Source organism: Embleya sp. NPDC059213 (assembly GCF_042754445.1).
Taxonomy (GTDB): Bacteria; Actinomycetota; Actinomycetes; order Streptomycetales; family Streptomycetaceae; genus Embleya.
The window spans coordinates 1-26,124 of sequence record NZ_JBHZAV010000002.1 but is presented as its reverse complement, the minus strand read 5'-3'; the positions used below and the strand labels follow the sequence as shown (position 1 = coordinate 26,124).

Genomic DNA, 26,124 nt, shown 5'->3' with positions numbered 1-26,124 from the left:
GCGCTCCCGGCGTTCGCGGGCGACGCCCTGTCCGGGTGCGGGCGTCCGCGCTATTTCAGCGGTGCCGTCAGCTTCTTGGTCTCGTCCGTGTAGGACACCAGGCACTGCACCTCGCGGTCACCGCTGCCCCAGCCGGATTCCTTGGGATAGATGTACAACCAGGTCAACTGATCGGCCTGTGGTTGGCGGGCGATCACCGGCTCGGCGATCGGCTTGCACACCCCGGACGCCTTGGTGTCCATCTCCGCGTCGCCGGGCCAGGTGCCGTCCGGCAGTGCGACGTTCTTGATGTGCTGGCCGTCGTGCGGGCTCGTGCAGGCGACCTTGTTCACGTCCGTGCTGCCCGTGGCGAACGAGATGCAGTCGCCCGGGCTGAGCGGGACCTTCTTGACCGCGACGCTGCCGTTGGAGTTGGTCGCCGCGGGGGTGACCGGGGCGTCCGTGCTCGGCGGCTCGCTCGTCGGCGGCTCGGGCTCGTCGGTGGTCGGTTCCGGGTCGGTGGTCGGCGGTGCGCTGGTGCGCTCGGGCGTGGTGCTCGCCGGACCGGCCCGGTCGCCCTTCTTGTCGTCCCCGCCCAGGCTCACCACCAGGGCGATCACGCCGCCGGCGATGGCCAGGGCGACGACCACCACGATCGCGACCACCCGCCCGTTGCCCCGGCCGCCGCCGGGCGGACCGCCGGGGCCGCCCGGACCGTAGGGAGGGCCGCCGCCGTAGGGGGGACCGCCGCCGTAGGGAGGGCCGCCCCCTCCGTACGGCGGGCCCCCGCCGTAGGGCGGACCGCCGATCGTCGGGCCGTCGTAGGGCGGCGGCGGGTTCGCCGGGGGCGGGCCCGCGGGGCCGCCGGGGCCGCCCGGATAGCCACCCGCGCCGCCGCCGTACCCTCCCCCGCCGTAGCCGCCGCCTTGATTGCCGCCGGGATATCCGCCGGGAGTGCTCATCAGGTCGGTCCCTCCCCCCACGGGCCGAACGCCCGGGTCAGCGCAGTGGCTTGGTGAGTGTCTGCCCCGACTTGTACTTCACGATGCAGGTCACCTTGCGGCGGCCGATGTCCCACCCGGGCTGCTTGGGGTAGGTGTAGGTGAAGGTGAACTGCGACGCGTCGGACCGGCCGCCGACCGCCGTGTTCATCGCCGGGGTGCACTTGGTCTCGGTCTGCTCGGTGATCGAGGCTTCACCCGGGTAGGTGCTGCCGCTCAGCTCGTAGGTCATGACGACCTCGCCGTTGTGCGTGGTGGTGCAGGACTTCTTGTCGATGGTGCCCGAGACGGTGTCCAGGGTGACGCAGTCGCCCTTGGACAGGTCCACGTACTGGACCTCGGAGGGCAGGTCCGGGTTCGCCGTGCCGGCCGAGGTGGTGCGCGGCGTGGTCGGCCGGGTGGTGGTCGGCCGCGACGTGGGCGGCGCGCTCGCGCTGTTCGTCGGCGCGGAACTGGGCGAGCCACTCGCGCTGTTCGTGGGCGAGGCGGTCTTGTCCTTCTTGTCGTCGCCGCCCAGCACCACCACCAGCGTGGCGATGATGCCGCCGACCACCACGATCGCGGCGATCACCACGGCGATCAGCGGGCCCTTGCCGGAGCCGCCCTGGTTGGGCCCCGGCGGCATGCCGCCGCCGTAGCCTCCGCCGCCGTAGTTGCCGGGGTACTGCGGCCCGCCGCCGGCCCCCGGGTATTGCGGGGAGCCACCGTACGGGTTCTGCGGCGGCGGGTACTGGCCGCCGCCCTGCGGGTATTGCTGACCGCCCTGCGGGTACTGCTGCCCCGGGTACGGCTGATTGCTCGGATAACCCTGGCCTGGCTGCTGCCCGTAGCCGGGGTAGCCACCCTGTCCGGGTGATGGCGGCGTCGTCATGTGCCTAGCCTGCCCGATCGGGTGAACCCCGCGCTCGACCGGGCCCGACTCCTTGACTGCGAGTCAGATGATCGTTGTGGGACCGGAATCCTTCCGTGACCCGATTTCACTTCGACGGCGGATGCGGCCGGGCCCGAAACGGTCGGGTCACCACGGTCACGAGCACCCCCGCGAGCATCGCACCGCCGCCGCCGGCGAACACCACCGAGGCGCCGTGGGCCGAGGCGACGAAGCCGCCGACGGGATACAGCAGCGGGATCAGGCCGACCCCGGTCAACATCTGGATCGCGGTCACCCGGCCCAGCGCGCCGGGCGCGCAGATGCTCTGCACCAGGGCGTTCCCGCAACCGCCGACCACACCGGTGGCGATGCCCAGCACCGCAGCGGCGGCCACCGCGATCCCGATCCCGGGCGCGTAGCCCAGGCCGACCAGGCCGGTCGCCATCACCAGCATGCCCACCGGCAACACCAGCCCCGGGCGCGGCACTCGGCCCACGATCGTCAGCGCCAGCGCGCCGATCGCCGCGCCGATCCCCCACGCGCCCAGCACCAGGCCCATCCCGCCCGGCCCCCAACCGGTGTCGTCGGCGAGCAGCACGATGCCGATGTTCATCGGGATGGCGAAGCCCGCCTCCATCAGCGCGGTGATCACCAGCAGCGGGCGCAACACCGGATGCCGGGCCACGTAGCGCAGCCCCGCCCGCAGCCCCAACTCCGGCTCCTCGGTGCCGGCTTCGGCCTCCGGCGCGGGCCCCGGGCGAAGCCGCCACAACAACACGAGGGAGAGCCCGAACAAGGCCGCGTCGAGCAGGAAGGCGGTCTCGGCGTCGCCCCACGCCAACACCGCGCCGCCGATCGGCGCGGACACCACGGTGGCCACCCGCTGGGACAACGAGCGCATCCCCTGCACCCGGACCAGTTGGGTGCGCGTGGTCAGTCGCACCGGCAACGCGCCGACGGCGGGCATGAACAAGGCGTCCACCGCGCCGAACACCAGCGCTATCGCCACCAGGAGCCAGACGGCCGGGCTGCTCGCCCACACCGCGAACGCGGCCACCAGCATCACCACACAGCGCACCAGGTCGCTGCCGATCACCACCCGGCGCGGCCCCACCCGGTCCGCGATCGCGCCGCCGGGCAACATCAGCAGCGCCCGTGGCAGCGACCCGGCGGCCAGCACCAGGCCGGTCTGGGTGGCGTCGCCGCTGCGCACCGCGGTCCAGGACAGCGCCAGGAACCAGATCTGATCGCCGATCAGGGACGCGGTGTAGGCGCCGAGCCAGGCCAGTACGCGCGGGTCGCGATGGGCGAGCCGCCCGGGCCCGGCGGCGGTGCTCGTGATGGCCATGGACGTCCCCGTTCGGTGTGTGCGGTGTGTGCGGTCGTGGCGCGCGGGAGCTGCCGAGCGGCGGCGGGTGCTTCAGAGGCGGAACGGGAAGCCGCGGTAGTAGACCTCCACGTGCTCGGCGCCGGGCGTCTCCCGGCCCCGGTAGCCGTCCACGAGCGCCTCGACGGCGCCCGCCAGTTCGCGCAGTTCGGCGGCGGTCAGCCGGAGTGTGGGCGCACCGCTGAAGGCGGCGCCCGCCCACTCCGCGCCCCACGACTGCATCTCGTCCAGGAAGTGCCGGTAACGGTCCTCGGATTGCGAACCCAGCACCCGCACGATGCTCGCGGAGAGATCCCGGCCGACCCGGTCCTCGGCGAAGTCGCCGAGCGAGAAGGTGAGGTCCTCGACCACCTTCCACCAGCGCTCGCGCCCGTCCCGGGCGTGCTCGGGGTCCTCGACCACGAAGCCGTGTCCGGCCAGCGTGCGCACGTGGTAGCTGACCAGCGCCGGGGTCTCCTCGACCCGCTTGGCCAGCATCGACGCGGTGGCCGGGCCGCCGGCGTGCAATATCCGCAGCAGGGTGATCCGCAGCGGGTGGGTGAACACCTTGAGGGTCTGTACGTCCTTGATCATCCGGCGTGCCGGCTGCTCGCTCATACCCCCACCGTAGATCCGAAAATATTCTTTCGCAATAAGTCTTTCGCAAAAATTCCTTCGTACCCGCCCACGAAAAAGCCGGCCACACCTGCGGCCGGCTTCCTCGAAATGTTCGCGTGCTCAGCGGATCGGCTGCCCCGCCGCCCGCAACACGTCCTTGACCTGCGGAATCCGCAACATGCCGAAGTGGAACACGCTGGCCGCGAGCACCGCGTCCGCGCCTGCCCGCACCGCCGGCGCGAAGTGCTCCAACGCGCCCGCGCCACCGGAGGCGATCACCGGGATGCCCACCTCGGCCCGGACCAGTCGGATCAGCTCCAGGTCGTAGCCGTCCTTGGTGCCGTCCGCGTCCATCGAGTTGAGCAGGATCTCGCCCGCGCCCAACCCGGCCGCCCGGGCGGCCCACTCGACCGCGTCGATGCCGGTGCCGGTGCGCCCGCCGTGCGTGGTCACCTCGAAGCCCGGCGTGCCGTCCCGGCGGCGCCGCGCGTCCACCGAGAGCACCAGCACCTGCGAACCGAACCGGTCGGCGATCTCGGCGATCAGCTCCGGCCGACCCATGGCCGCGGTGTTCACGCCGACCTTGTCCGCGCCCGCGCGCAGCAGCTTGTCCACGTCCTCGACCGCACGCACGCCGCCGCCGACGGTGAGCGGGATGAACACCTGCTCGGCGGTGCGCCGCACCACGTCGTAGGTGGTCTCCCGGTTGCCCGAGGACGCGGTGATGTCGAGGAAGACCAGTTCGTCCGCACCCTCGGCGTCGTACACCCGGGCCATCTCGACCGGGTCGCCCGCGTCCCGCAGGTTCTGGAAGTTGACGCCCTTGACCACCCGGCCGGCGTCCACGTCCAGGCACGGGATCACCCGTACGGCCAGCGTCACGAGGCCCTCCCCCGGTACGCGTCCACCTCGACCTCGACCAGCATCCGCGAGTCGATCAGCCCGGCCACCACGACCATGGTCGCGGCGGGCGGGGTCTCGGCGAACAACTCGCCGTGCGCGCGGCCCACGTCGTCCGCGTCGCGGGCGTGCGTGATGAACATCCGGGTGCGCACCACGTCCGCCGGGCCCAGCCCGAAGTGCGCCAGCGCGTCCAACGCGATCCGAAACGCCGCGAGCGTCTGGTGGTGCGGGTCGCCCTCGTGCGCGAGATTGCCCTCCACGATCGCGGTGCAGCCCGACACGTGCACGTATTCGCCGACCGCGACGGCACGGGAGTAGCCGAAGGACTCCTCCCACCGCCCGCCGGACGAATATCGCTCGATACTGCCCGAGTTGTCGCTTCCCGTCACCGGGACACCGCCTCCAACGCCTCTTCGAGGGTGAACGCCTGGGCGTACAGCGCCTTGCCGACGATCGAGCCTTCCACACCCAGCGGCACCAGTTCGGCGATGGCCCGCAGATCCGCCAGCGAGGAGACCCCGCCCGAGGCCACCACCGGGCGGTCCGTGGCCGCGCACACGTCCTTGAGCAGCTGCAGGTTCGGGCCGGTCAGGGTGCCGTCCTTGTTCACGTCGGTGACCACGTAGCGGGCGCAGCCGTCCGCGTCCAGGCGGGCCAGCGTCTCGAACAGCTCGCCGCCCTCGCGGGTCCAGCCGCGCCCGGCCAGCGTGGTGCCGCGCACGTCCAGGCCGACCGCGATGCGGTCCCCGTGCCGGGCGATCGCCGAGCGCACCCAGTCCGGCGTCTCCAGCGCGGCGGTGCCCAGGTTGACCCGCCGGCAGCCGGTGGACAGCGCCGTCTCCAGGGACGCGTCGTCGCGGATGCCGCCGGACAGCTCGACCTTGACGTCGAGCCGGCCGACCACGTCGGCGAGCAGTTCGCGGTTGCTGCCCTTGCCGAACGCGGCGTCCAGGTCGACCAGGTGGATCCACTCGGCGCCGGCGCTCTGCCAGGCCAGCGCGGCGGCCAACGGGTCGCCGTAGGAGGTCTCCGACCCGGCCTCGCCCTTGACCAGGCGGACGGCCTGGCCGTCGGCGACGTCGACGGCGGGCAGCAGTTCGAGGCGGTGGGTCTGGGTCATGACGGTTCGGATCCTCAACAGTTCGTACGGGACACGACAGGAGACAGCGAAACTGCGGGACTGCGGGACTGCGGGACTACAGGGTCGCGAGCCAATTGCGCAGCAACTGGGCACCGGCCTCGCCGGACTTCTCCGGATGGAACTGGGTGGCGCTGAGCGCGCCGTTCTCGACCGCGGCTACGAACGGCGTGCCGTGCGTGGTCCAGGTGACGTCCGGCGGGATGTGCGGGCCGTCCTGGACCACCGGCATCTCCCACGTGCGCACCGCGTAGGAGTGCACGAAGTAGTACCGCGTATCGGCGTCGGCGCCCCGGAACAACACACTGTCCGCGGGCGCCTCGACGGTGTTCCAGCCCATGTGCGGCACCACCGGCGCGACCAGCCGCTCGACCGTGCCGGGCCACTGCGCGCAGCCCTCGGTGGCCACGCCGTGCTCGACGCCGCGCGCGAACAGGATCTGCATGCCGACACAGATGCCCAGCACCGGCCGGCCGCCGGCGAGCCGCTTGTCCACGATGGTGTCGCCGCGGACCGCCTTGAGGCCCTCCATGCACGCGGCGAACGCGCCGACGCCGGGCACCAGGAGTCCGTCGGCGTTCAGCGCGGCCTTGTGGTCGGCGCTGATCTCGACGTCGGCGCCGGCGTGCGCGAGCGCCCGCTCGGCCGAACGCACGTTCCCGAAGCCGTAGTCGAGGACGATGACCTTCTTGGGCACGTGCCTATCCGATCTTCAGGACGCCGGCCGCGATCGAGAAGAACGCGCCGATGGCGAGCAGGGCGATCACACTCTTGGGCAGTCCCTGCTTGACGAACGAAATGCACCCGCCGACCAGGAACAGTCCGAACACGATCAGAACCATCGCCCCGGTGCTCACAGCGCGCCCTTCGTGGAGGGGATCACGCCGGCCCGGCGCGGGTCGAGCACACACGCGTCGGACAACGCCCGGGCCAACGCCTTGAACTGGGCCTCGACGATGTGGTGCGCGTTGCGCCCGTAGGGCACGTGCACGTGCAGGCAGATCTGCGCCTGGGCGACGAACGACTCCAGGATGTGCCGGGTCAGCGTGGTGTCGTAGTCCGGACCGATCATCGGCGCGATGTTCTCCGGTTCGGAGTGCACCAGGTACGGCCGGCCCGACAGGTCCACGGTGACCTGCGCGAGCGCCTCGTCCAGCGGCACGGACGCGTCGGCGAACCGGCGGATGCCCTTCTTGTCGCCGAGCGCCTGGCGAAACGCGGCGCCGAGCGCGAGCGCGGTGTCCTCGATCGTGTGGTGCGCGTCGATGTGCAGGTCGCCGCGGGTCTTGACGGTCAGGTCGAACAGGCCGTGCTTGCCGAGTTGGTCGAGCATGTGGTCGAAGAAGCCGACGCCGGTCGCGACGTCGACCTTCCCCGAGCCGTCCAGGTCGATCTCGACCTCGACGGAGGTTTCCTTCGTGGCGCGTTCGACGCGACCGGTTCTTGCCATGACGGTGATTCCGACTTTCTCTCAGTCCTTCGGACGCGCGCTCTTGAGCACGTGCCGCATCGCGTCCAGGAAGGCCGTGTTCTCGGCGTCCGTGCCGGCGGTCACGCGCAGCATGCCGGGGACCCCGTTGTCGCGGACCAGGACCCCGTGTTCGAGGATCGCGGCCCAGATCGCGTGCGGGTCCTCGAACCGGCCGAACTGGACGAAGTTGGCGTCCGAGTCGGTCACCTCGCAGCCCAGCGCGCGCAGTTCGGCGACCAGCCGGTCGCGCTGCTCCTTGAGCTCGCGGACGTAGCCGAGCAGGGTGTCCTCGAACTCCAGGCAGGCCAGCGCGGTGGCCTGGTTGACCGCCGAGAGGTGGTACGGCAGGCGCACCAGTTGCACCGCGTCCACCACGGCCGCGTCCGCCGCCAGGTAGCCCAGGCGCAGCCCGGCCGCGCCGAACGCCTTGGACATCGTGCGCGTCACCACCAGGTGCGGCCGGCCGGCGAGCAGCGGCAGCAGCGAGTCGGTGTGCGCGAACTCGACGTATGCCTCGTCCACCACCACGATCGAGGGCCGGGCGGCCTGCGCGGCGTCGTAGACCCGCTCCACCACCTCGCGGGCCAGCGCGGTGCCGGTCGGGTTGTTCGGCGAGCACAGGAACACCACGTGGGGCCGGTGCTCGGCGATCCGGGCCAGCGCCTGGTCCAAGTCGATCCGGTAGTCCGCGTCCCGGGTGCCGGAGATCCACTCGGTGTTGGTGCCGCGCGCGATCAGCGCGTGCATCGAGTAGGACGGGTCGAAGCCCAGCGCGCTGCGCCCGGGTCCGCCGAACGCCTGCAGGAGCTGCTGGATCACCTCGTTGGAGCCGTTGGCCGCCCACACCTGGTGCAGGCCCAGCGGGTGGCCGCCGGTCCGGGACAGGTAGGCGGCCAGCGCGGTGCGCAGCTCGACCACGTCGCGGTCCGGGTAGCGGTTCAGCTCGCGGGCTGCGACGGCGACCCGCTCGGCGATCCGGGCCACCAGGGCGTCCGGGAGCGGATACGGGTTCTCGTTCGTGTTCAGCCGGACCGGGACGGCCAACTGCGGTGCGCCGTAGGGCGACTGGCCGCGCAGTTCGTCCCGGATCGGCAGCTCGGCCAGGCCGGTCATCGGTTCTCCTCCCAGGCCGCGAGACCGGCCAGCTCGCCGGTCGCGAACCGGGCCCGCACCGCTTCGCCGTGCGCGGGCAGGTCCTCCGCGTCGGCGAGCACGCTCACGTGCTCGGCGACCTCGGCCAGCGCCTCGCGCGAGTAGTCCACGACGTGGATGCCGCGCAGGAAGGACTGCACCGACAGCCCCGAGGAGTGGCACGCGCAACCGCCGGTGGGCAGCACGTGGTTGGACCCGGCGCAGTAGTCGCCGAGCGAGACCGGCGCGAACGCGCCGACGAAGATCGCGCCCGCGTTGTGCACGCGCGCGGCGACCCCGGCCGCGTCCGCGGTCTGGATCTCCAGGTGTTCGGCGCCGTAGGCGTCCACCACCAGCAGGCCGTCGGGCACCGAGTCGACCAGCACGATGCCGGACTGCCGGCCGGCCAGCGCCTCGGTGACCCGCTCGCGGTGCCGGGTGGCGTCCACCCGGGTCTTGAGCTCCTCGACCACCGCGTCGGCCAGCGACTCGGAGTCGGTGACCAGGATCGACGCGGCCAGCGTGTCGTGCTCGGCCTGGCTGATCAGGTCGGCCGCGATGTGGCCGGCGTCCGCGGTGTCGTCGGCGAGCACGGCGATCTCGGTGGGGCCGGCCTCGGCGTCGATGCCGATCCGGCCCTTGAGCAGCCGCTTGGCGGCGGCGACGTAGATGTTGCCGGGGCCGGTGACCAGGCGCACCGGCGCACACGAGCCCGCGCCATAGGCGAACATCGCGACCGCCTGGGCGCCGCCGACCGCGTACACCTCGTCCACCCCGAGCAGCGCGCACGCGGCCAGGATGGTCGGGTGCGGCAGCCCGCCGAAGTCGGCCTGCGGGGGCGAGGCGACCGCCATCGAGGCGACCCCGGCCTCCTGCGCGGGGACCACGTTCATGATCACCGACGAGGGGTAGACGGCGTTGCCGCCCGGTACGTACAGGCCCACCCGCTCGACCGGGACCCACCGCTCGGTGACCGTGCCGCCGGGCACGACCTGCACGGTGACGTCGCGCCGGCGCTGCTCGCGGTGCACCAGGCGGGCCCGGCGGATGGACTCCTCCAGGGCCGCGCGCACCTTGGGCGCGAGCGTGTCCAGGGCCTCGGCGATCGCCTCGGCGGGCACCCGGATGTCGGTCAGTCGTACCCCGTCGAAGCGCTCGGTGATCTCGATCAGCGCCTCGACGCCGCGATGACGCACGTCCTCGCAGATCGGGCGCACCTTCTCCAGGGCCACCTCGACGTCGAGTTCGGCTCGGGGCAACACGTCGCGCAGTGCGGCGGGGCTGTCCAGGACAGCCCGCGAGGCGGGACCGCGCAGGTCGATACGGGAGATCACCTGCCCCAGTGTAGAGACGGCCGGCGGGACACCGTCCTTGCGTGTCGGACAGTGAGACACGCGATCATGGGCGGGACGCAGCGGCCTTCCAGTGTCGGGGGAGCACGGATGAGCACACCGCCGGGGCATCTGAGCGCCACCGAGATCCGCGTGTGGCAGGCGTACCGCAGGGGTGAACGGCTGGATCTGAGCACGGGCGTGCCGGCGGACGACGATCCGCGGCTGGGCGCCGGCTGGGGGCCCGACCGCACGATCCGGGCCCAGGTGCTCGCGCAGGTGCTGCTCCAGCCGCCCGAGGCCGAACCCGGGCACAGCACCGCGCTGCGGATCACCGGTGCCCGGGTCGTGGGCCCGCTGGAGTTGGGGAGCGCGCGGCTGGACGTGTACCTGTCGATGATCGGTTGCCGCTTCGAGGACGAGATCCTGCTGAACGTGGCCTCGATCCGGACCGTCAACCTGCGCGGCTGCGTGCTCACCGCGCTGCACGGCCGCAACATGCGGGTGGACGGCGACCTGGTGCTGCACGGTTGCGAGGTGGCGAACGGGGTGCGGATCCCCGACGCGCGGATAGACAACGACCTGCGGTTGGACGACTGCGTGATCGGGCCGGACCGGCACGGCGGCGCGCTGCACGCCAAGGGCCTCCAGGTCGGCGCGGACTCGTCGCTGGACAACACCGTCTTCGCCGGGCAGGTGACGCTGTACGGCGGCCGTTTCGGTGGACGGGTGACGCTGTACGGCTCGACGGTGGAGCGCCCGGGGCAGTTGGCGATGGACCTCGGCCGGATCACCGTCGAGCACTCGCTGCACCTGAGCGTGGGATTCACCGCGACCGGCTCGATCCGGCTGAACGACGCGCGCCTGGGTGGCGGTCTCGTGCTCAGTCGGGCGGTGGTGTGCGCGAATCCGGGCGAGCAGCTCACCATGTGGCGGGTGGTCGCGGAGGGCCTGCACATGGCGTTGGCCCGTCCCCCGCGCGGGCGGATCGTGTTGGCGGGCGCGACCATCGGCACGCTGACCGACGCGCCGGACACCTGGCCCGCGCCCGGCGATCTGGTGCTCGCCGGCACCCGGTACACGACGCTGCGCTCCGAGGGACCGATCTCCGTGGACCGGCGGATCGACTGGGTCGAGCGCGGGACCGCGGAGTACACCCCGCAGCCGTACGACCAACTCGCCGGCGCCTATCGCGCGGCGGGCGAGGACGATCAGGCGCGCACCGTGCTGCTGGCCAAGCAGCGCCGACGGCGCGCCGGACTGGGCCCGGCCGGTCGATTGTGGGGCCACGTGCAGGATCTGGCGATCGGCTACGGCTACCGCCCGGCACGGGCGTTCGGCTGGTTGGTCGCGCTGATCGCGGTCGGCACGGCGGTGTTCGCGGTCGACCCGCCCGCGCCGCTGAAGCCCGGCGAGGCACCGCACTGGAACCCGTTCTGGTACACCCTGGACCTTCTCCTGCCGGTGGTCACCCTCGGTCAGGACAGTGCCTGGAAGCCGACCGGCGCCGGCCAATGGCTCGCCTACACCCTGATCCTGCTCGGCTGGGTGCTCGCGGGCGCCGCCGCGGCGGGAGCGGGCCGGGTGCTCAATCGCGCGTGAGCCGCGGGCAATGATCGACGCGCTCCGACGGTCAGGGCCTACTCTTGGTCACCGTGACCGACCGGCTTCCGCTCTTCCCGCTCAACTCGGTGCTCTACCCGGGTCTGGTGCTGCCCCTGCACATCTTCGAGGAGCGGTACCGCGCACTGGTCCGGGACCTGGAGGTGCTGCCCCAGGCGGAGCAGCGCTTCGGCGTGGTGGCGCTGCGCACCGGGCGCGAGGTGGGCGACATCCAGGGCGATCCGCTGGAGATCCTGCACCCGGTGGGCTGTACCGCCGAGATCGCCACGATCAAGACGCACGAGGACGGGCGCTACGACCTGGTGGCCACCGGGGCGACCCGGTTCCGGCTGCTGTCGGTCGACGATTCGGGTCCCTACCTGTACGCCGAGGTGGAATACCTGGAGGACCCGGTCGGCGAGCGGGCCGACGTGCTCGGTCTGGCCGCCACCCGGGCGTTCGCCGAGTATCAGCGCCGGTTGCTCTCGGCCCAGCAGCGCACCCCGATGAGCCTGCCCGAGTTGCCCGACGATCCGGTGGTGCTGTCCTACCTGGTGGCCGCCGCGGTGGTGCTGGACCCGCACGACAAGCAACGCCTGCTGGAGGCCGAGGACGCGACCGTCCGGCTGACCGCGGAGGTCGAGCTGCTGCGCCGTGAGGCGGCCCTCCTGGACCACCTGCCGTCGCTGCCCGCCGTCGAGCTGTTGCGACAGAGCATCGAACCCAACTGACCGGCGATCGAGGGCGCGAGATGGCGAAGAGCAGCAAGGGCACCAAGGGCGGGCAGGGCACCCCGGCGACCGTCGCACTCACCCGCGAAGGGTTCGAGTTCACCGTGCACGCGTACACCCACGCCCCGGACGCGGCCTCGTACGGCGAGGAGGCCGTCGCGGCGCTCGGGGTCCCGGCCGAGCGGGTCTTCAAGACCCTGTTGGCGGACGTGGACGGCACCCTCACCGTCGCGGTCGTCCCGGTCGCGGGCAGACTCGACCTGAAGGCCCTGGCGGCGGCGGTCGGCGGCAAACGCGCGGCGATGGCCGACCCCGCCGCGGCCGAACGAGCCACCGGCTACGTCCTGGGCGGCATCAGCCCGCTCGGCCAAAAACGCCGGCACCCCACGGTGGTGGACGAATCCGCCCTGACCCACCCCACGATCTACATCTCGGCCGGGCGCCGCGGCCTCGAAATCGAGCTCCCGCCGAGCACGCTCACCCACCTGACCCAGGCCGGCACCGCCTCCATCGCCCGCGCCTGACCCCGGCCGCCCCGCGCCCCCGGCAGCGGTCTCACCGCTCCTCGGGCCCCCGCTTCGTCAGATCGACCGGTGTCGAAGGCAGGGCCGACGAACCGGCCGGGGGCGAATCCGCCGGCGGCGCCCCCGCCTCGGGCGACCCCGCCTGCAACGGCCCCGACCGCGCCCACGGAAACGCCTCCCCCGGTCCCCATCCCTGCGGCCCCGCCGCCGGCTCCCGGTCCGGCGGGGCGAATCCGGCGGACAGGCCGAGGAAGATCACCATCGACGCGATCGGCCACAGCAGCAGCACGCCCTTGGCCTTGAGCTCCAGCGGCTGATCGAACCGCTTGCCCAGCCCGATCCGACGGACCTGCTCGATGATCCCGTCCGGCCCCAACTGCACGCCGACCCGGAACGCCAGGTACGACCCGGCCAGCCCACCGACGGTGAGCGCGAGCGCGGTCGCCACCCCCTGCCGCCGAAAGCGCCAGAACGCGGGCGGCGCCAGCACGATGCCGGCGACCACACCGCACACCGCGAACCACCCGTCCAGCGCGATCGAGGTCTCGGTCTCGGGCGAGGTCTGGAAGACCCCCTCCTTGGTCGCGAGCAGCGGTACGCGCGGCGTCACCTGCTCCCAGATCAGCCCCACGATCGCACCCACGACCAGGCACGCCGCGACCACGACCGCGAAGGCCAGCACGTCGGCGCGGTAGCGCTGCCACAGCGTGGGAGGCGCATCGGGCCCGGGCGCGAAGCCCACGTGCGCGCCCTCGGGCGAGGGGTAGGGGTCGAAATCCCCGGCAGACGTCATCTGGTCAGCGTCCCATGTGCGAATCGAGCCGGCGGCGTGACCCCGCACGGCAGGGTGAGTCGAGGCGAGGCGAAGCCGAGGACGAAGACAACGGCGAGGACGGGAACGAAGCCGACGACATCGACTAGGCCCGGGTGCTGCGCCGGAAGGACCACGTGGCCAACGAGAGCATCACCACGCCGACCCCCGCGCAGACCGCGAGGTTGGCCCCCACCGCCGCCCAGTCCGGATCGCCGTAGCTCGCGATGAACGCGTCCACCCCGTACGAGGACGGCAACAGGTCCCGGGCCAGCACGATCAACTCGGGCATCCGGTCCTGTGGCAGCACGCCCAGCAACAGCGCGGCCGACATGCCCAGTTGGCCCAGCAGCGTGGCCAATTCGGGCCGCGGCGCCAGCAGCCCGAGGACCGCCCCGATGCCCGCCAGGGCCGCGCCGGACAGCGGCACGACCAGGAGCAGCACCCACAGGTTGGCCAACGGCAGTTGGAACATCAGCGCGCCGATCACGGCGGTCGCGACCGTGCCCGGCAGCGTGAACGACGCGTATGCCGCGGCGATGCCCAGCACCACCGCGGCCGGACGCACCGGCAGCGTCAGGTAGTAGTCGAGCGCGTTGGCCGCGCGCAGGTTGCCGAAGTGCTGCGCGAGCAGGTTGAGCGCGACGAAGGCGACCACGAGCACGGCGGAGCCGGCCACCACCGCCTCGCGCGCGCTGTCGCTGCCGGTGTCCACCACGCCGCGCATCAGGATCATGATTCCGACCGACTGGAACACCGCGACGAACAGCAGCGGGACCCGGGAGACCCGCACCCGGGAGAGCTGCGCGCGGTACACGGTCAGCAGCCCGGCGCCGAGCGACGTGGCCGGCGCGGGTACCACCGGCGCGGCCGGCCGCGCCGGCGCGGTCTCGATGCTCGCTGCACTCACTGGGGTCGACACCCTCATCCCTTGACCAGTCCCTGATGGCGCCCGCCGAGCGCGAGGTAGACGTCCTCCAGGCTCGGCGTGGACAGCGTGAAGTCGTCGAGCGCCTCGAACGCGGGCCCCGAGGTGACGCCGGCGAGCAGTTCGCGGGCCACCCCCGGCTCCATCCGGGTGCTCCAGCGCCGGCCGGTGCGCACCGCGGTCTGCGCGAGCATGCTCACCGCCGGGTCGTCCATCGGCGGGTCGGCCCGCCAGACCAGGTCGAGGCGGACCTCGTCGCCGACCATGGCCTTGAGTCCACCGGGCGTGTCGCACGCGATCACCCGGCCCTCGTCGAGCACGGCGACCCGGTCCAGCACGGTCTCCGCCTCGATCACGTTGTGCGTCACCAGCAGCACGGTGGCGCCCTGTTCGGCCCGGCGGCGATCCACCGCGGCCCACACCGCGCGACGCGCGACCGGGTCCATGCCGGTGGTCGGCTCGTCCAGGACCAGCACCGGGCGGGCGCCGACCAGCGCGGTGGCCACGCAGGCGAGGCGGCGCTGGCCGCCGGAGAGCTTCTTCAGCGGCCGGTCCGCGATCGTGCCGAGTTCGAGTTCGTCCAGCACCGCGTCCCGCTCGGCCCGGGCCCGGGCGGCGTCCAGGGCGCGCAGCCGGGCGGTGGTCTCGATCGCCAGCGCGACGGTCAACTCGTCCAGCGCGCCGGACTCCTGCCCGAGGTAGGCGACCAGGCGGGCGGCGATCTCCGGCCGGCGCACCAGGTCGTGGCCGAGCAGGTCGATGCTGCCGGTGTCCGGCCGGAGCAGGCCGGTGAGTTGCCGGACCAGGGTGGACTTGCCCGCGCCGTTGGGGCCGAGCAGGCCGAAGATCTCGCCGCGACGCACGTCCAGGTCGATCGCGTCGTTCGCGGTCACCACGTGCCGGTCCCGCCGGCGCCCGGTGCGGTACGTCCTGGTCAGTCCGCGCACCGTGAAACACGGATCGGCCGACATGGGCTCGCCGGGGATGGTCACGCTCCGCTCGTCCGTTCCGGGCAGCTTGTACATCCGACCCCGCGCGTCGTCCTGAAGGTGGTGGAGACGGCGTGCGACCCGCACCTCGCGCCGAGTGGTCCGCCGGCCGAGTGGGGTGACACACAGTCGGGACGACTCTACGCGGTCGCGTCGCCCACCCGGCCGCCCGCCTCCTCGGCGAGCAGGACCCGGGCCCGCTGCCACTGTTCGCGCGGGATCACCGCACGCCAGTCGATCGCCGCGAACGCGGCCTCGCGCGCCGGGTCCAACCGTCGCGTCGCCCGGGCGGCGGCGAGCCTGAGCAGCGCGAGCGGCCGGGTGGGCAGGCCCACCCGGGCGGTCTCCCGCTTGAGGTTGGGCCACCACACGGTGGCCGCGTCGGTCATCTCGTTCTCCGCCGCGCCCAGCCGGTGGAAGGCGGCGAGTCGGCCGATCGCGCGGGCGATCACCCACTGCACGAGCGCGGCAAGGCCGAACAGCACGAGCAGCGCGATGCCCGCCGGCGGGAACAGGAACAGCAGCGGCACCCCCGCCACGAGCAGCGGGTACTTGAGCAGGAACAGGAACTCCAACCGGCCCAGCACCACCTTGCCCACCAGATAGCGCACCAGCAGGGCCGCCTGGCGCGGGGTCAACCGGGTGTCCACTTCCGGGTCGAAGGCGGTCGCGCCGCTGCCGGCGGAACGTTCCGCCGCCGCCCGGGAGGCGCTGCGAAACCGTTGGCCGCGGCGCACCGCGCCGAATCCGACCTTGCCGATCCTGGTCCATTTGGACATCGCGCGTCCTCCGTACGGTCCGCCGCCCGACCCGCACGTTAGCGCCCCGCGCGGGCTGCGGGGCACGGCCGGCGCGAACCGCACGCGTGGGTGGGCTCGGCTTGCTCGGGTACGGTACGGGTTTGACCACAAGCCCCCTAGGAGGCTCTCGACGTGGACGTGTGGCACATACTTCGCCCGCTGATCGTGCTCGTCTCGGTGATCGCCTTCACGGGTCTGGTGACCTGGGGAATGGCTCGCCTGGCCCGCGAAGTACAGACCCGCAAGCCGCTGACAGGACCCCTCTGGTCGATGATGCGGCGTGGCCGCGCCTCGATCGTGACGACGCTCGGCACCTCGGTCCTGCTGCTCGCGGAACCCGCCGCCGGCCTGCCCGAACGCAGTCGCGGGATGATCCGGCACATCCTGGTGCTCTCGGTGATCGCCGCGTGCGCGTGGCTGATCGTGCACGCGGTCACGCTGCTGGTGAACACCTCGTTCGAGCGCTACGCCGCGAACGCGACCGACACCGGCCGGGTACGCCGGATACAGACCCAGATCGCACTGATCCGACGCACTGCGGTGGCGATCGTCGGCATCATCACCTTCGCCGCGATGATCATGACCTTCCCGGGCATGAAGACCATCGGCACCAGCCTGTTGGCCTCCGCCGGTCTGCTCGGCGTGGTGGCCGGTCTGGCCGCGCAGAGCGCGCTGGCCAACCTGTTCGCGGGACTGCAGATCGCCTTCAGCGACATGGTCCGGATCGGCGACTCGGTCGTGGTCAACCAGGAGATGGGCACGATCGAGGAGATCACCCTGACCTACCTGGTGGTGAACACGTGGGACCAGCGTCGGATCGTGATGCCGGTCTCGTACTTCACCTCCCGACCGTTCGAGAACTGGTCGCGCACCGACATCCGGATGACCGGCACCGTCTTCCTGCACCTGGACCACTCCGCGCCGGTCGCCGAGCTGCGCGAGGAACTGCACCGCATCCTCAAGGACACCGGCCTGTGGGACGGCCAGGGCTGGAGCCTGTACGTCACCGACACCACCCCGACCACGATCCTGGTCCGCGCCGTGGTGACCGCGCGCGACTCCGACGACCTGTGGACGCTGCGCTGCGAGGTGCGCGAGAAGCTGCTCGACTACCTGCGCTGCGAACATCCGTACGCGCTGCCCCGGATCGCCACCGCGCCCGCTCCCCTGGGCAACGAGGCGGTCGGCCCGTACAGCGGCAACGGGCGCTTCGCCAAGGCCCAGCCGGTCGCCCAGGTGCCCGCGCAGACCGGCCCGCGCCGGTACGTGGACCTGGCCAAGAAGCCTCAGTCGTTGGCCGCCGCGGCGGCCGCGGCCGAGTCGATCTCACTGAGGAAGTCCGAGGCGATCGCCCAGGCCCGCGAGGCGGCCTCGCGGTCGTAGTCCGCCAGGTCCGGGTCGGTGAACACGTGGCCGGCGCCGCGGTAGCGGTGGATCTCCACATCCGCCCCCGCCCGGCGCATGGCCAGGTACCAGGTGCCGAGCCAGTCCTCGGTCTCGAACGGGTCCGGCTCGGCCACGTGCAACTGCACCGGCACCTCGGTCGCGGCGTCCTCGCGCAGGTCCGAGGTGCCGTGGAACATCAGCAGCCCGGCCGCCGCGGGGTCCGCGAACACGGCGTTCTGGGCGATCGAGGCGCCGAGCGAGAAGCCCGCGTAGACCAGACCCGGACCGAGCCCGGCGGCGACCCGCACGGCCCGCCGGATCAGCTCGTCCGCGCCGATCTCGTCCTTGATCTCCATGCCCACCTCGATCGACTCGGTGACGCGCCCGTCGTACAGGTCGGGCACGGTCACCTCGTGCCCGTCCGCGCGCAGCCGCTCGGCGGCGGCGTGCACGGCGGGCCGCAACCCGTAGGCGGAGTGGAACAGCACGATGCGGGCCACGTGGGGGGTCCTTCCGAGGACGGGAGCGAGAGGGGTCGAAGGATCGGACAAAGGATCAACCGTATCGCCCGCCGCCGCGGGTCAGCGCACGCTGCGCAGGTCCAGGCGGCGCAGGACCCGGTCGGCGGCGGACGGGTCCACCCCGCGCCGCCCCCGGGCCGCGATCACCTCGCGGCGCGCGGCGGCGGTCATCTCGGCCTCGATCTCGTGCAGCAGCTTGATCCGTCGTGAGCGCTCGATCACCGCGTCCGCTAGTTCCTCGGGCATGCCCTCCGGCTTCAGCTCGGCGAGCAGCGCCTTCTGCCGGGCCCGCAGTCGCTGCACCATCTCGTCCGGGAGATCGCGCTCCTCCTCCAGCTCGCGCAGCCGCACCAGCGCCGCCTTGGTCGCCGCGACCGCGATCCGGCGCTCCTCGTGGCTCTCCGCGTCGTCCGTCTCGGAGACTCCCAGCCGGCGCACCAGCCACGGCAGGGTGACCCCCTGGAGGAGCAGGGTCACCACGATCACGCAGAACGCGATCGCGATCAGCCGCTGCCGCTCGGGGAAGGCGTCGCCGTCGTCGGTGGACAGCGGCAGCGCGAGCGCCAGCGCGATGGTCACCACGCCGCGCATCCCGGCCCACCACACCACCACGGTCTCGCGCGGGTCCGGGGTCTGCGTCTCGCCGCTGGTCGGCAGGCGGTTGTGCAGCCGTCGGGCCAGCGCGGCGACCGGGAACAGCCACAGGCCGCGCACCACGATCAGCACCAGGACCACCGCGCCGGCCTCCAGGAACAGCCGCCCCCGGTCGCCGTGCAGTGCGTGGAAGATCTCCCACATCTCCAGGCCGATCACCCCGAACGCGACGCCGGTGACCACCAGGTCGATGACCTCCCAGAACGAGCGCCCGGTCAGCCGGCCGACCACGTTGTCCGCGTCCTCGGCGACCGAACCCAGATAGAACGCCGTGGTCAGCACCGCGAGCACGCCCGAGCCGTGCAGTTCGTCGGCGACCACGTAGGCCAGGAACGGCACCAGCAGGGTGAGCAGGGTCTGCAGCGTGGGTTCGTCCAGCCGGCCGAGCAACATCCGGCCGGCCAGGCCGACGGCGAAGCCGATCCCGACGCCGACCACGGCGGACAGCGCCAACACGCCCAGCGCCCGGGTCGGCGAGAACGTCCCGCCGACCACCGCCGCGACCGCGACCTGGTAGAGCACGAGCGAGGTGACGTCGTTGAAGAGCCCCTCGCCCTCCAGGATCGACACCAGCCGGCGCGGCAACCGCAGGCTCCCGGCGACCGCCGTGGCCGCCACCGGGTCCGGCGGCGCCACCAGCGCGCCCAGCGCGACCGCGCCCGCGAGCGGCAGCCCGGGCACCATCGCGTTCGCCACGGCCGCCACCGCCGCCGTGGTCACCAGCACCAGGGCGACCGCGAGCAGCAGGATCGGCCGGGCGTTCGCGGCGAACTCGCGCCAGCTCGAACGTTGCGCCGCCGCGTACAGCAGAGGCGGCAACAACAGCGGCAACAGCAGGTCGGGATCGATCCGCAGGTTCGGCACGAACGACAACCAGCCGAGCAGCACGCCGTAGAGCGTCAACAACACCGGGAAGGGCAACCGCAGCCGACCGGCCAGCGGCACGACCACGACGGTGCCGAACATCAACAGGAACAACAGCGTGAGCTGCCCCACTGCGCCCCCAGACCGATCGACCGCGATTCGATCTTGGAGCGTTCCCCGAAACGCCGCCGAATCACCGACCGGCGGGCAAAGGTGTCACTTGTCGGTGACCCGCTCCAGGGTGGCCCTCAGGTCGGCCGGATAGCCGCTCTCGTACTGCACCCAGGTGCCGTCGCCGGGGTGCTCGAAGGCCAGGCTCACCGCGTGCAGCCACTGCCGCTCCAGGCCCAGCCGCTTGGACAGCGTCGGGTCCGCGCCATAGGTCAGGTCGCCCACGCACGGGTGCCGCAGGGCCGCCATGTGCACCCGGATCTGGTGTGTGCGGCCGGTCTCCAGCTTGATCGACAGCAGACTCGCGGCGCGGAACGCCTCGATCGTGTCGTAGTGCGTGATGCTGGGCTTGCCGCCCATCACCACGGCCCACTTGTAGTCGTGGGTGGGGTGCCGGTCGATCGGCGCGTCGATGGTGCCGGTGTGCGGGTCCGGGTGGCCCTGGACCAGCGCGTGGTAGCGCTTGTCCACGGTGCGGTCCCGGAACTGCTGCTTGAGCAGCGTGTAGGCGCGCTCGGACTTGGCCACCACCATCAGCCCGGAGGTGCCCACGTCCAGCCGGTGCACGACGCCTTGGCGCTCGGCCGCGCCGGAGGTGGAGATGCGGTAGCCGGCCGCCGCGAGGCCGCCGACCACGGTGGTGCCGGTCCAGCCGGGGCTGGGGTGCGCCGCGACGCCGACCGGCTTGTCGATCACCACGATGTGGTCGTCGTCGTGCACGATCCGCATGCCGGGCACGGGTTCGGCGACCAGTTGCACGGGCCTGGGTACGCCCGGCATCTCGACCTCGATCCAGGCGCCACCGTTGACACGGTCGGACTTGCCCGCCGCCCGGCCGTCGAGCTGCACCTTCCCGGCGGCGGCCAGCTCGGCCGCCTTGGTGCGCGAGAAGCCGAACATCCGCGAGAGCGCGGCATCGACCCGCTCGCCTTCGAGGCCATCGGGAACGGGAAGAGTACGGATTTCGGGCGAGCCGGGATTGACAGTCACGAGATACGAGTATGCCCGGCATCCGGGCCGGACTCGACGGCCTGGTCTTCGGCGGCCTGCTCGGCGGCCCGCGCGGACTCGCTCCGCACCGGCTCGACGACCGCCTTGGTGGCGCCGTTCGACACGGGCGCGGGGACCCGGTCGGTCGCCGCGGTGTCCCGGGCCGGGCCCTCGCCGTCCTCCGGCGCCTCGGGCGCGGCCTCGTCCTCGCCCGCCTCGTCCTCGTCGTCGCCCTCGCGGGTGCCGTCGGGCTGCAGGCCCAGGAAGGACAGCAGCACGATCAGGCAGCCGCCGACCACGATGGCCGAGTCGGCCAGGTTGAAGATGGCGAAGTGCTTGGGCGCGATGAAGTCCACCACGTGGCCCTCGAACACGCTGGGGGCCCGGAAGATCCGGTCGGTGAGGTTGCCGAACGCGCCGCCGAGCAGCAGGCCGAGCGCGATCGCCCAGGGCAGGCTGTTCAGCTTGCGGGCGAGCCGCAGGATCACCACGACCACGGCGGCGGCGATCACCGTGAGCACGATGGTCAGTCCCTGCCCCATGCCGAACGCCGCGCCCGCGTTGCGGGTGGCCCGGAACTGGAGCCAGTCGCCGAGGATGTCGATCGGCGCGTGGTACTCCAGCTTGGCCACCACGATCAGCTTGCTGATCAGGTCGAGGGCGTAGGCGAAGGCCGCGACGCCGAGCAGGACGGCGATGTATCGACGAGTGCGCGAACCGGCGGGCGCGGTCGGCTCCTCGCCGCCCGCCCCGCTCTCGGTCGCCTCGGTGTCCGACTCCCCGACGGGGGCCTGCGACTCCGCGTCATCGCGTGGTTCCGCTCCGGTGCCGATGGCTCGCTCCAGTCCTTCGACGCGCCGCCGGCCGTCTCGACGGTTACCGGCGTTCCTCGCGCTGTTTGCAGGTCACACACAGGGTCGCACGCGGGAACGCCTGCAGGCGCGCCTTGCCGATGGCCGAACCACACGACTCGCAGGCCCCGTACGTGCCGTCGGCGAGACGACGCAGCGCCTTCTCCGACTGGAGCAGCATGCCACGCGCGTTGTTGGTCAGGGACATCTCGTGCTCGCGCTCGAAGTTCTTGGTCCCCGTGTCCGCCTGATCGTCGCCCGCGCCCTCGCCCGAGTCGCGCAACAGATCGGCGATGCCGTTCTCGGAGACGGCGATCTCGGCCCGCAGCTCGTGCGCGGTCTCGATCAGCCCCTCGCGCACCTCGCGCAGTTCCGCGGTGTCCCACGGGTCCTCGCCGGGCCGGACCACGTAGACCGCCGGCGCATGGAACCCGTCGGGCGGCGTGGCCAGCGTGGCCGTGGCGGCGGTAGTCACGTGTGCAGGTGCCTTCACGGTGCGTCCCGTTCCTCCCCGTACCGTGGCGCGCGGCGTCGTCGTCGCGGTCGCACGACGCGTCCGCCCGCCACTGGCCTTCTCTGTATCCGTCATGGTCACGGCCCCCTTGTTTCGCTTAGGGATGGGTCGCCCCGGACAACCGGACGCGCCGTCCCGTCACTGATTGCGCCGGGGCGGCGACGTAAATCGGTTGTGCCCAGACGCAACCACGCTTATCCCTCTTCTACGTGTCCCGTTCGTTACCGGTTCCCGAGCGGATCGTTATGCACCTGGGCGCGGGACAAGTCGGCGGCACGTCGACCCGTGGGGGTCGTACAATCCGCAGAGCGAGACGGTGTCGATGGGGACGAGTAGCGCCGCACGCAGCCACCAGCGATCCGGGGACGGTGCGAGCCCGGGGGTGTGCGCGACGTGAAGATCACCCCGGAGCCGCCGGAGGAAAGGCCGATGCGATCTTGCATCGGCCCGTAGAACCGGCCCTCGCACACACGAGTGGGTTGTGCCCGCCCTCGGCGGCGCGCGGCCAAGAAGGGTGGTACCGCGGGACCGGCGCACGGCGGTCTCGTCCCTTCGGTAGGCACGCATCACAGCCCGCGGAAGGAAGCCACATGTACCGCCCGGTACCGGCGCAGGTCGACCTGCCCGCCATGGAGCACGAGGTTCTCGCGTTCTGGCGGGACAACGACATCTTCGAGCGCTCCCTCGCCCAGAACGCCGACGGCCCGAGCTGGATCTTCTACGAGGGCCCCCCGACCGCCAACGGCATGCCGGGCGCGCACCACATCGAAGCCCGTGTGTTCAAGGACGTGTTCCCGCGCTACCGCACCATGCGCGGCTACAACGTGCCGCGCAAGGCCGGGTGGGACTGCCACGGCCTGCCGGTCGAGCTGGCCGTGGAGAAGCAGCTCGGCTTCGCCGGCAAGTCGGACATCGAGCGATACGGAATCGCCGAGTTCAACGCGAAGTGCCGCGAGTCGGTGATGACCCATGTGGGTGCCTTCGAGGACCTGACCACCCGGATGGGCTACTGGGTCGACCTGTCCAAGGCGTACCGGACGATGGACCCCGAGTACGTCGAGTCGGTGTGGTGGTCGCTCAAGCAGATCTTCGACAAGGGTCTGCTGACCCAGGACTACCGGGTCGCGCCGTGGTGTCCGCGCTGCGGCACCGGGTTGTCCGACCACGAACTCGCGCAGGGCTACGAGACGGTCGTGGACCCCTCGGTCTACGTGCGCTTCCCGCTCACCTCCGGGCCGCTGGCCGGGCAGGCCGCGCTGCTGGTGTGGACGACCACGCCGTGGACGCTGGTGTCCAACACCGCCGCCGCGGTGCACCCGGACGTGACCTACGTGGTGGCCACCGACGGCACGGAGCGGCTGGTGGTCGCCGAACCGCTGGTGGCCAAGGCGCTCGGCGAGGGCTGGGTGGCCACCGGCGAGCGGTTCACCGGTCGGGAGATGGAACGCTGGGCCTACCGGCGTCCGTTCGACCTGCTGCCGCTGGAGGACGCGAACTTCGTCGTGCTCGCCGAGTACGTCACCACCGAGGACGGCTCCGGTGTCGTGCACCAGGCGCCCGCGTTCGGTGAGGACGACCTCAAGACCTGCCGGGCGTACGACCTGCCGGTAATCAACCCGGTGCGTCCGGACGGCACCTTCGAGCCGGACCTGCCGCTGGTGGGCGGGCAGTTCTTCAAGAAGGCCGACGAGGCGCTGGTCGCCGACCTGCGCGAACGCGGGCTGCTGTTCCGCCATCTGGAGTACGAGCACAGCTATCCGCACTGCTGGCGCTGCCACACCGCGCTGCTCTACTACGCGCAGCCGTCCTGGTACATCCGCACCACCGCGGTCAAGGACGCGCTGCTGCGCGAGAACGAGCGCACCAACTGGCACCCGGACACGGTCAAGTGGGGCCGCTACGGCGACTGGTTGAACAACAACATCGACTGGGCGCTGTCCCGGAACCGCTACTGGGGTACGCCGCTGCCGATCTGGCGCTGCGACGAGAATCACCTCACCTGCGTCGGCTCGCTGGGCGAATTGTCCGAACTGACCGGCCGGGACCTGTCCGGGCTGGACCCGCACCGGCCGTTCATCGACGAGGTGGTCTTCGACTGCCCGGCCAAGGCCGGCGACGGCACCGGGTGCGGCGGGCGGGCGACCCGGGTGCCGGAGGTGATCGACGCCTGGTACGACTCGGGTTCGATGCCGTTCGCCCAGTTCGGCTATCCCTATCGCAACCGCGAGTTGTTCGAGCGGTCCTACCCGGCGCAGTTCATCTCCGAGGCGATCGACCAGACCCGCGGCTGGTTCTACACGCTGATGGCGGTCGGCACGCTGGTCTTCGACAAGTCGTCCTACGAGAACGTGGTGTGCCTGGGGCACATCCTGGCCGAGGACGGCCGCAAGATGTCCAAGCACCTGGGCAACACCCTGGAGCCCATCCCGCTGATGGACCGGCACGGCGCGGACGCGGTGCGCTGGTTCATGGCCGCCGGCGGCTCGCCCTGGTCGGCCCGCCGGGTCGGGCACGGCACCATCCAGGAGGTGGTCCGCAAGACCCTGCTCACCTACTGGAACACGGTCAGCTTCCAGGCCCTGTACGCGCGCACCGGCAACTGGACGCCGAGCGCGAGCGACCCGGCACCGGCCGAGCGTCCGCTGCTGGACCGGTGGTTGCTCTCCGAGCTGAACACCCTCGTGGGCGACGTGGACGCGGCCCTGGAGGCATACGACACGCAGCGCGCGGGCAAGGCGCTCACCGCGTTCGTGGACGACCTGTCGAACTGGTACGTGCGCCGGTCCCGGCGCCGGTTCTGGAACGCGGAGCCGGCCGCCCTGGCCACGCTGCACGAGGCGTTGGAGACGGTCACCCGGTTGATGGCACCGCTGGTGCCGTTCATCACCGAGCGGGTCTGGCAGGACGTGGTCCGCCCGGTCACCGCCGACGCGCCCGAGTCGGTGCACATGGCCGCGTGGCCGACGGCGGATCCGGCGCTGGTGCACCCGGAGTTGGGCCGGCAGATGACGCTGGTGCGGCGCCTGGTCGAGTTGGGCCGGGCCACCCGCGCGGACTCCGGGGTCAAGACCCGGCAGCCGCTGGGCCGCGCGCTGATCGGCGCGGCGGGCTGGGACGAGTTGTCCGGCGAACTGCGCGAGCAGATCGCCGAGGAGCTCAACGTGGTCTCCGTCGCGGCGCTGTCCGAGGCGGGCGGGGACCTGGTCGAGTACAGCGCGAAGGGCAACTTCCGGGCGCTGGGCAAGCGGTTCGCCAAGCGCACCCCGATCGTGGCCGCGGCGATCGCCGGCGCGGACGCGGCGACGCTGTCCGCGTCGTTGCGCGCGTCGGGCACCGCGGTGGTCGTGGTGGAGGGCGAGGAGGTCGAGGTGGCGGCCGAGGAGGTCATCGTCACCGAAACCCCGCGCGAGGGTTGGACGGTGGCCGGTCAGGACGGCGCCACCGTCGCGCTCGACCTGACCATCACCCCCGAACTGCGGCTCGCGGGTCTGGCCCGCGACGTGGTCCGGCTGATCCAGGAGGCGCGCAAGAACAGCGGCCTGGAGGTGTCCGACCGGATCCTGGTGTGGTGGGCCGCCGACGAGTCGGAGGAGACCACGTCGGCGCTGCTCGCGCACGGCGTCCAGGTCGCCGACGAGGTGCTGGCGACCCAATTCACCCAGGGCTCCCCGGAGGACGAGGAGTTGTTCGAGCACGGCGACCCGGCGCTGGGTCTGCGGTTCTGGCTGCGCAAGGTGTAACCGGCGGGCGGGACGGCCCCGGCCGTCCCGCCCGAATCACCCGAAGTCACCCGAAACACCCCGAAACCCGAGAAGCGCGCGGCCCCCCCCACCGGGGGGGGGGGGGGGCGCGTGGGGGCGCCCCGTGACCCCCCGCCCTGGGGGCGGGGGGGGGGCGCCCCCCACCCCCCCCGGGCGGCCCCACCGCCGGCCGACACCCCGACGCATCGATCACGGAGAGACCATGAACACGGCAGTCA

Annotated in this window: 25 protein-coding genes and 1 pseudogene; 5 read left to right on the top strand and 21 right to left on the bottom strand. The window is 72.1% G+C overall.

Annotated features, from left to right (window positions below; translation table 11 throughout):
- Positions 1 to 50: 50 nt before the first annotated feature.
- From ACFXMF_RS00945 to hisD, 12 genes are all read right to left on the bottom strand, one after another.
- Entirely contained in the window at positions 51 to 941 is an 891-nt protein-coding gene (locus ACFXMF_RS00945) for a septum formation family protein (RefSeq protein ID WP_360305125.1), read from the bottom strand.
- Positions 942 to 978: 37 nt separating this feature from the next.
- Positions 979 to 1,851, bottom strand: a complete 873-nt coding sequence (locus ACFXMF_RS00940) for a septum formation family protein (protein ID WP_360305123.1) — start codon at positions 1,849 to 1,851, stop codon at positions 979 to 981.
- A gap of 106 nt (positions 1,852 to 1,957) precedes the next feature.
- Positions 1,958 to 3,199 carry an MFS transporter gene (locus ACFXMF_RS00935; RefSeq protein WP_360305121.1) on the bottom strand — a complete coding sequence of 414 codons (1,242 nt, stop codon included), beginning with the start codon at positions 3,197 to 3,199 and terminating at the stop codon, positions 1,958 to 1,960.
- 72 nt (positions 3,200 to 3,271) lie between these two features.
- Positions 3,272 to 3,835, bottom strand: coding sequence for a helix-turn-helix domain-containing protein (locus ACFXMF_RS00930; RefSeq protein ID WP_360305119.1), 564 nt, complete (start codon positions 3,833 to 3,835; stop codon positions 3,272 to 3,274).
- Positions 3,836 to 3,955: 120 nt separating this feature from the next.
- Positions 3,956 to 4,717, bottom strand: a complete 762-nt coding sequence (gene hisF / locus ACFXMF_RS00925) for an imidazole glycerol phosphate synthase subunit HisF (RefSeq protein WP_379989749.1) — start codon at positions 4,715 to 4,717, stop codon at positions 3,956 to 3,958.
- Positions 4,714 to 5,127, bottom strand: coding sequence for a RidA family protein (locus tag ACFXMF_RS00920; protein ID WP_360305115.1), 414 nt, complete (start codon positions 5,125 to 5,127; stop codon positions 4,714 to 4,716). Before ACFXMF_RS00920 ends, hisF begins: the two co-directional genes overlap by 4 nt.
- Positions 5,124 to 5,858: a bifunctional 1-(5-phosphoribosyl)-5-((5-phosphoribosylamino)methylideneamino)imidazole-4-carboxamide isomerase/phosphoribosylanthranilate isomerase PriA gene (gene priA, locus ACFXMF_RS00915; RefSeq protein ID WP_360305113.1), complete on the bottom strand. Its 735-nt coding sequence runs from the start codon at positions 5,856 to 5,858 to the stop codon at positions 5,124 to 5,126. The genes ACFXMF_RS00920 and priA overlap by 4 nt, the downstream gene beginning before the upstream one ends.
- Positions 5,859 to 5,934: 76 nt before the next feature.
- Entirely contained in the window at positions 5,935 to 6,573 is a 639-nt protein-coding gene (gene hisH, locus ACFXMF_RS00910) for an imidazole glycerol phosphate synthase subunit HisH (RefSeq protein WP_360305111.1), read from the bottom strand.
- A gap of 4 nt (positions 6,574 to 6,577) precedes the next feature.
- Positions 6,578 to 6,718, bottom strand: a complete 141-nt coding sequence (locus ACFXMF_RS00905) for a hypothetical protein (RefSeq protein WP_360305109.1) — start codon at positions 6,716 to 6,718, stop codon at positions 6,578 to 6,580.
- A gap of 11 nt (positions 6,719 to 6,729) precedes the next feature.
- Entirely contained in the window at positions 6,730 to 7,326 is a 597-nt protein-coding gene (gene hisB / locus ACFXMF_RS00900) for an imidazoleglycerol-phosphate dehydratase HisB (RefSeq protein ID WP_360305107.1), read from the bottom strand.
- Between the two features lie 21 nt (positions 7,327 to 7,347).
- Positions 7,348 to 8,460, bottom strand: coding sequence for a histidinol-phosphate transaminase (locus ACFXMF_RS00895; protein WP_360305105.1), 1,113 nt, complete (start codon positions 8,458 to 8,460; stop codon positions 7,348 to 7,350).
- Positions 8,457 to 9,812: a histidinol dehydrogenase gene (gene hisD / locus ACFXMF_RS00890; protein WP_360305103.1), complete on the bottom strand. Its 1,356-nt coding sequence runs from the start codon at positions 9,810 to 9,812 to the stop codon at positions 8,457 to 8,459. Before hisD ends, ACFXMF_RS00895 begins: the two co-directional genes overlap by 4 nt.
- 108 nt (positions 9,813 to 9,920) lie before the next feature.
- Between hisD and ACFXMF_RS00885 the strand changes: the two genes are divergently transcribed.
- The 3 genes from ACFXMF_RS00885 to ybaK are packed head-to-tail and all read left to right on the top strand — an operon-like array spanning position 9,921 to position 12,666.
- On the top strand, positions 9,921 to 11,411 hold the full coding sequence (locus tag ACFXMF_RS00885) for an oxidoreductase (protein ID WP_379989748.1): 1,491 nt from the start codon (positions 9,921 to 9,923) through the stop codon (positions 11,409 to 11,411).
- 44 nt (positions 11,412 to 11,455) lie between these two features.
- Positions 11,456 to 12,142 (top strand): LON peptidase substrate-binding domain-containing protein, encoded by a 687-nt coding sequence (locus tag ACFXMF_RS00880; RefSeq protein WP_360305099.1) that lies wholly within the window; start codon positions 11,456 to 11,458, stop codon positions 12,140 to 12,142.
- A gap of 20 nt (positions 12,143 to 12,162) precedes the next feature.
- The gene (gene ybaK, locus ACFXMF_RS00875; RefSeq protein ID WP_379989747.1) at positions 12,163 to 12,666 is read left to right on the top strand and encodes a Cys-tRNA(Pro) deacylase; all 504 of its coding nucleotides are present in this window, start codon (positions 12,163 to 12,165) and stop codon (positions 12,664 to 12,666) included.
- Positions 12,667 to 12,697: 31 nt separating this feature from the next.
- On the opposite strand, the gene ACFXMF_RS00870 is transcribed toward ybaK, so the two are convergent.
- The 4 genes from ACFXMF_RS00870 to ACFXMF_RS00855 form a co-directional block, all read right to left on the bottom strand.
- On the bottom strand, positions 12,698 to 13,459 hold the full coding sequence (locus ACFXMF_RS00870) for a DUF2567 domain-containing protein (protein ID WP_360305095.1): 762 nt from the start codon (positions 13,457 to 13,459) through the stop codon (positions 12,698 to 12,700).
- A 124-nt stretch (positions 13,460 to 13,583) separates the two neighbouring features.
- On the bottom strand, positions 13,584 to 14,387 hold the full coding sequence (locus ACFXMF_RS00865) for an ABC transporter permease (RefSeq protein ID WP_360305093.1): 804 nt from the start codon (positions 14,385 to 14,387) through the stop codon (positions 13,584 to 13,586).
- 14 nt (positions 14,388 to 14,401) lie between these two features.
- Complete coding sequence (locus tag ACFXMF_RS00860; RefSeq protein ID WP_379989750.1) at positions 14,402 to 15,376, bottom strand: ABC transporter ATP-binding protein; 975 nt, start codon at positions 15,374 to 15,376, stop codon at positions 14,402 to 14,404.
- A 158-nt stretch (positions 15,377 to 15,534) separates the two neighbouring features.
- The gene (locus ACFXMF_RS00855; RefSeq protein WP_379989746.1) at positions 15,535 to 16,173 is read right to left on the bottom strand and encodes a hypothetical protein; all 639 of its coding nucleotides are present in this window, start codon (positions 16,171 to 16,173) and stop codon (positions 15,535 to 15,537) included.
- A 153-nt stretch (positions 16,174 to 16,326) separates the two neighbouring features.
- On the opposite strand from ACFXMF_RS00855, the gene ACFXMF_RS00850 reads away from it, so the two are divergent.
- Positions 16,327 to 17,577 (top strand): mechanosensitive ion channel family protein, encoded by a 1,251-nt coding sequence (locus ACFXMF_RS00850; protein ID WP_360305087.1) that lies wholly within the window; start codon positions 16,327 to 16,329, stop codon positions 17,575 to 17,577.
- Here the strand turns inward: ACFXMF_RS00850 and ACFXMF_RS00845 are convergent.
- The 5 genes and pseudogenes from ACFXMF_RS00845 to ACFXMF_RS00825 all read right to left on the bottom strand — a co-directional run bounded on the left by ACFXMF_RS00845 (position 17,481) and on the right by ACFXMF_RS00825 (position 22,106).
- Positions 17,481 to 18,080: a dienelactone hydrolase family protein gene (locus ACFXMF_RS00845; RefSeq protein WP_360305085.1), complete on the bottom strand. Its 600-nt coding sequence runs from the start codon at positions 18,078 to 18,080 to the stop codon at positions 17,481 to 17,483. The two genes, ACFXMF_RS00850 and ACFXMF_RS00845, sit on opposite strands and share 97 nt — an antisense overlap.
- Positions 18,081 to 18,161: 81 nt before the next feature.
- Positions 18,162 to 19,751, bottom strand: coding sequence for a Na+/H+ antiporter (locus ACFXMF_RS00840; RefSeq protein WP_379989745.1), 1,590 nt, complete (start codon positions 19,749 to 19,751; stop codon positions 18,162 to 18,164).
- 84 nt (positions 19,752 to 19,835) lie between these two features.
- Positions 19,836 to 20,780 carry an RluA family pseudouridine synthase gene (locus ACFXMF_RS00835; protein WP_360305079.1) on the bottom strand — a complete coding sequence of 315 codons (945 nt, stop codon included), beginning with the start codon at positions 20,778 to 20,780 and terminating at the stop codon, positions 19,836 to 19,838.
- Between the two features lie 227 nt (positions 20,781 to 21,007).
- A pseudogene (gene lspA, locus ACFXMF_RS00830) lies at positions 21,008 to 21,625 on the bottom strand (signal peptidase II); the annotation flags it as partial.
- A 31-nt stretch (positions 21,626 to 21,656) separates the two neighbouring features.
- On the bottom strand, positions 21,657 to 22,106 hold the full coding sequence (locus ACFXMF_RS00825) for a TraR/DksA family transcriptional regulator (RefSeq protein WP_360305077.1): 450 nt from the start codon (positions 22,104 to 22,106) through the stop codon (positions 21,657 to 21,659).
- A gap of 629 nt (positions 22,107 to 22,735) precedes the next feature.
- Here ACFXMF_RS00825 and ileS point away from each other — a divergent pair.
- Positions 22,736 to 25,885: an isoleucine--tRNA ligase gene (gene ileS, locus ACFXMF_RS00820; protein ID WP_379989744.1), complete on the top strand. Its 3,150-nt coding sequence runs from the start codon at positions 22,736 to 22,738 to the stop codon at positions 25,883 to 25,885.
- Positions 25,886 to 26,124: the final 239 nt, after the last annotated feature.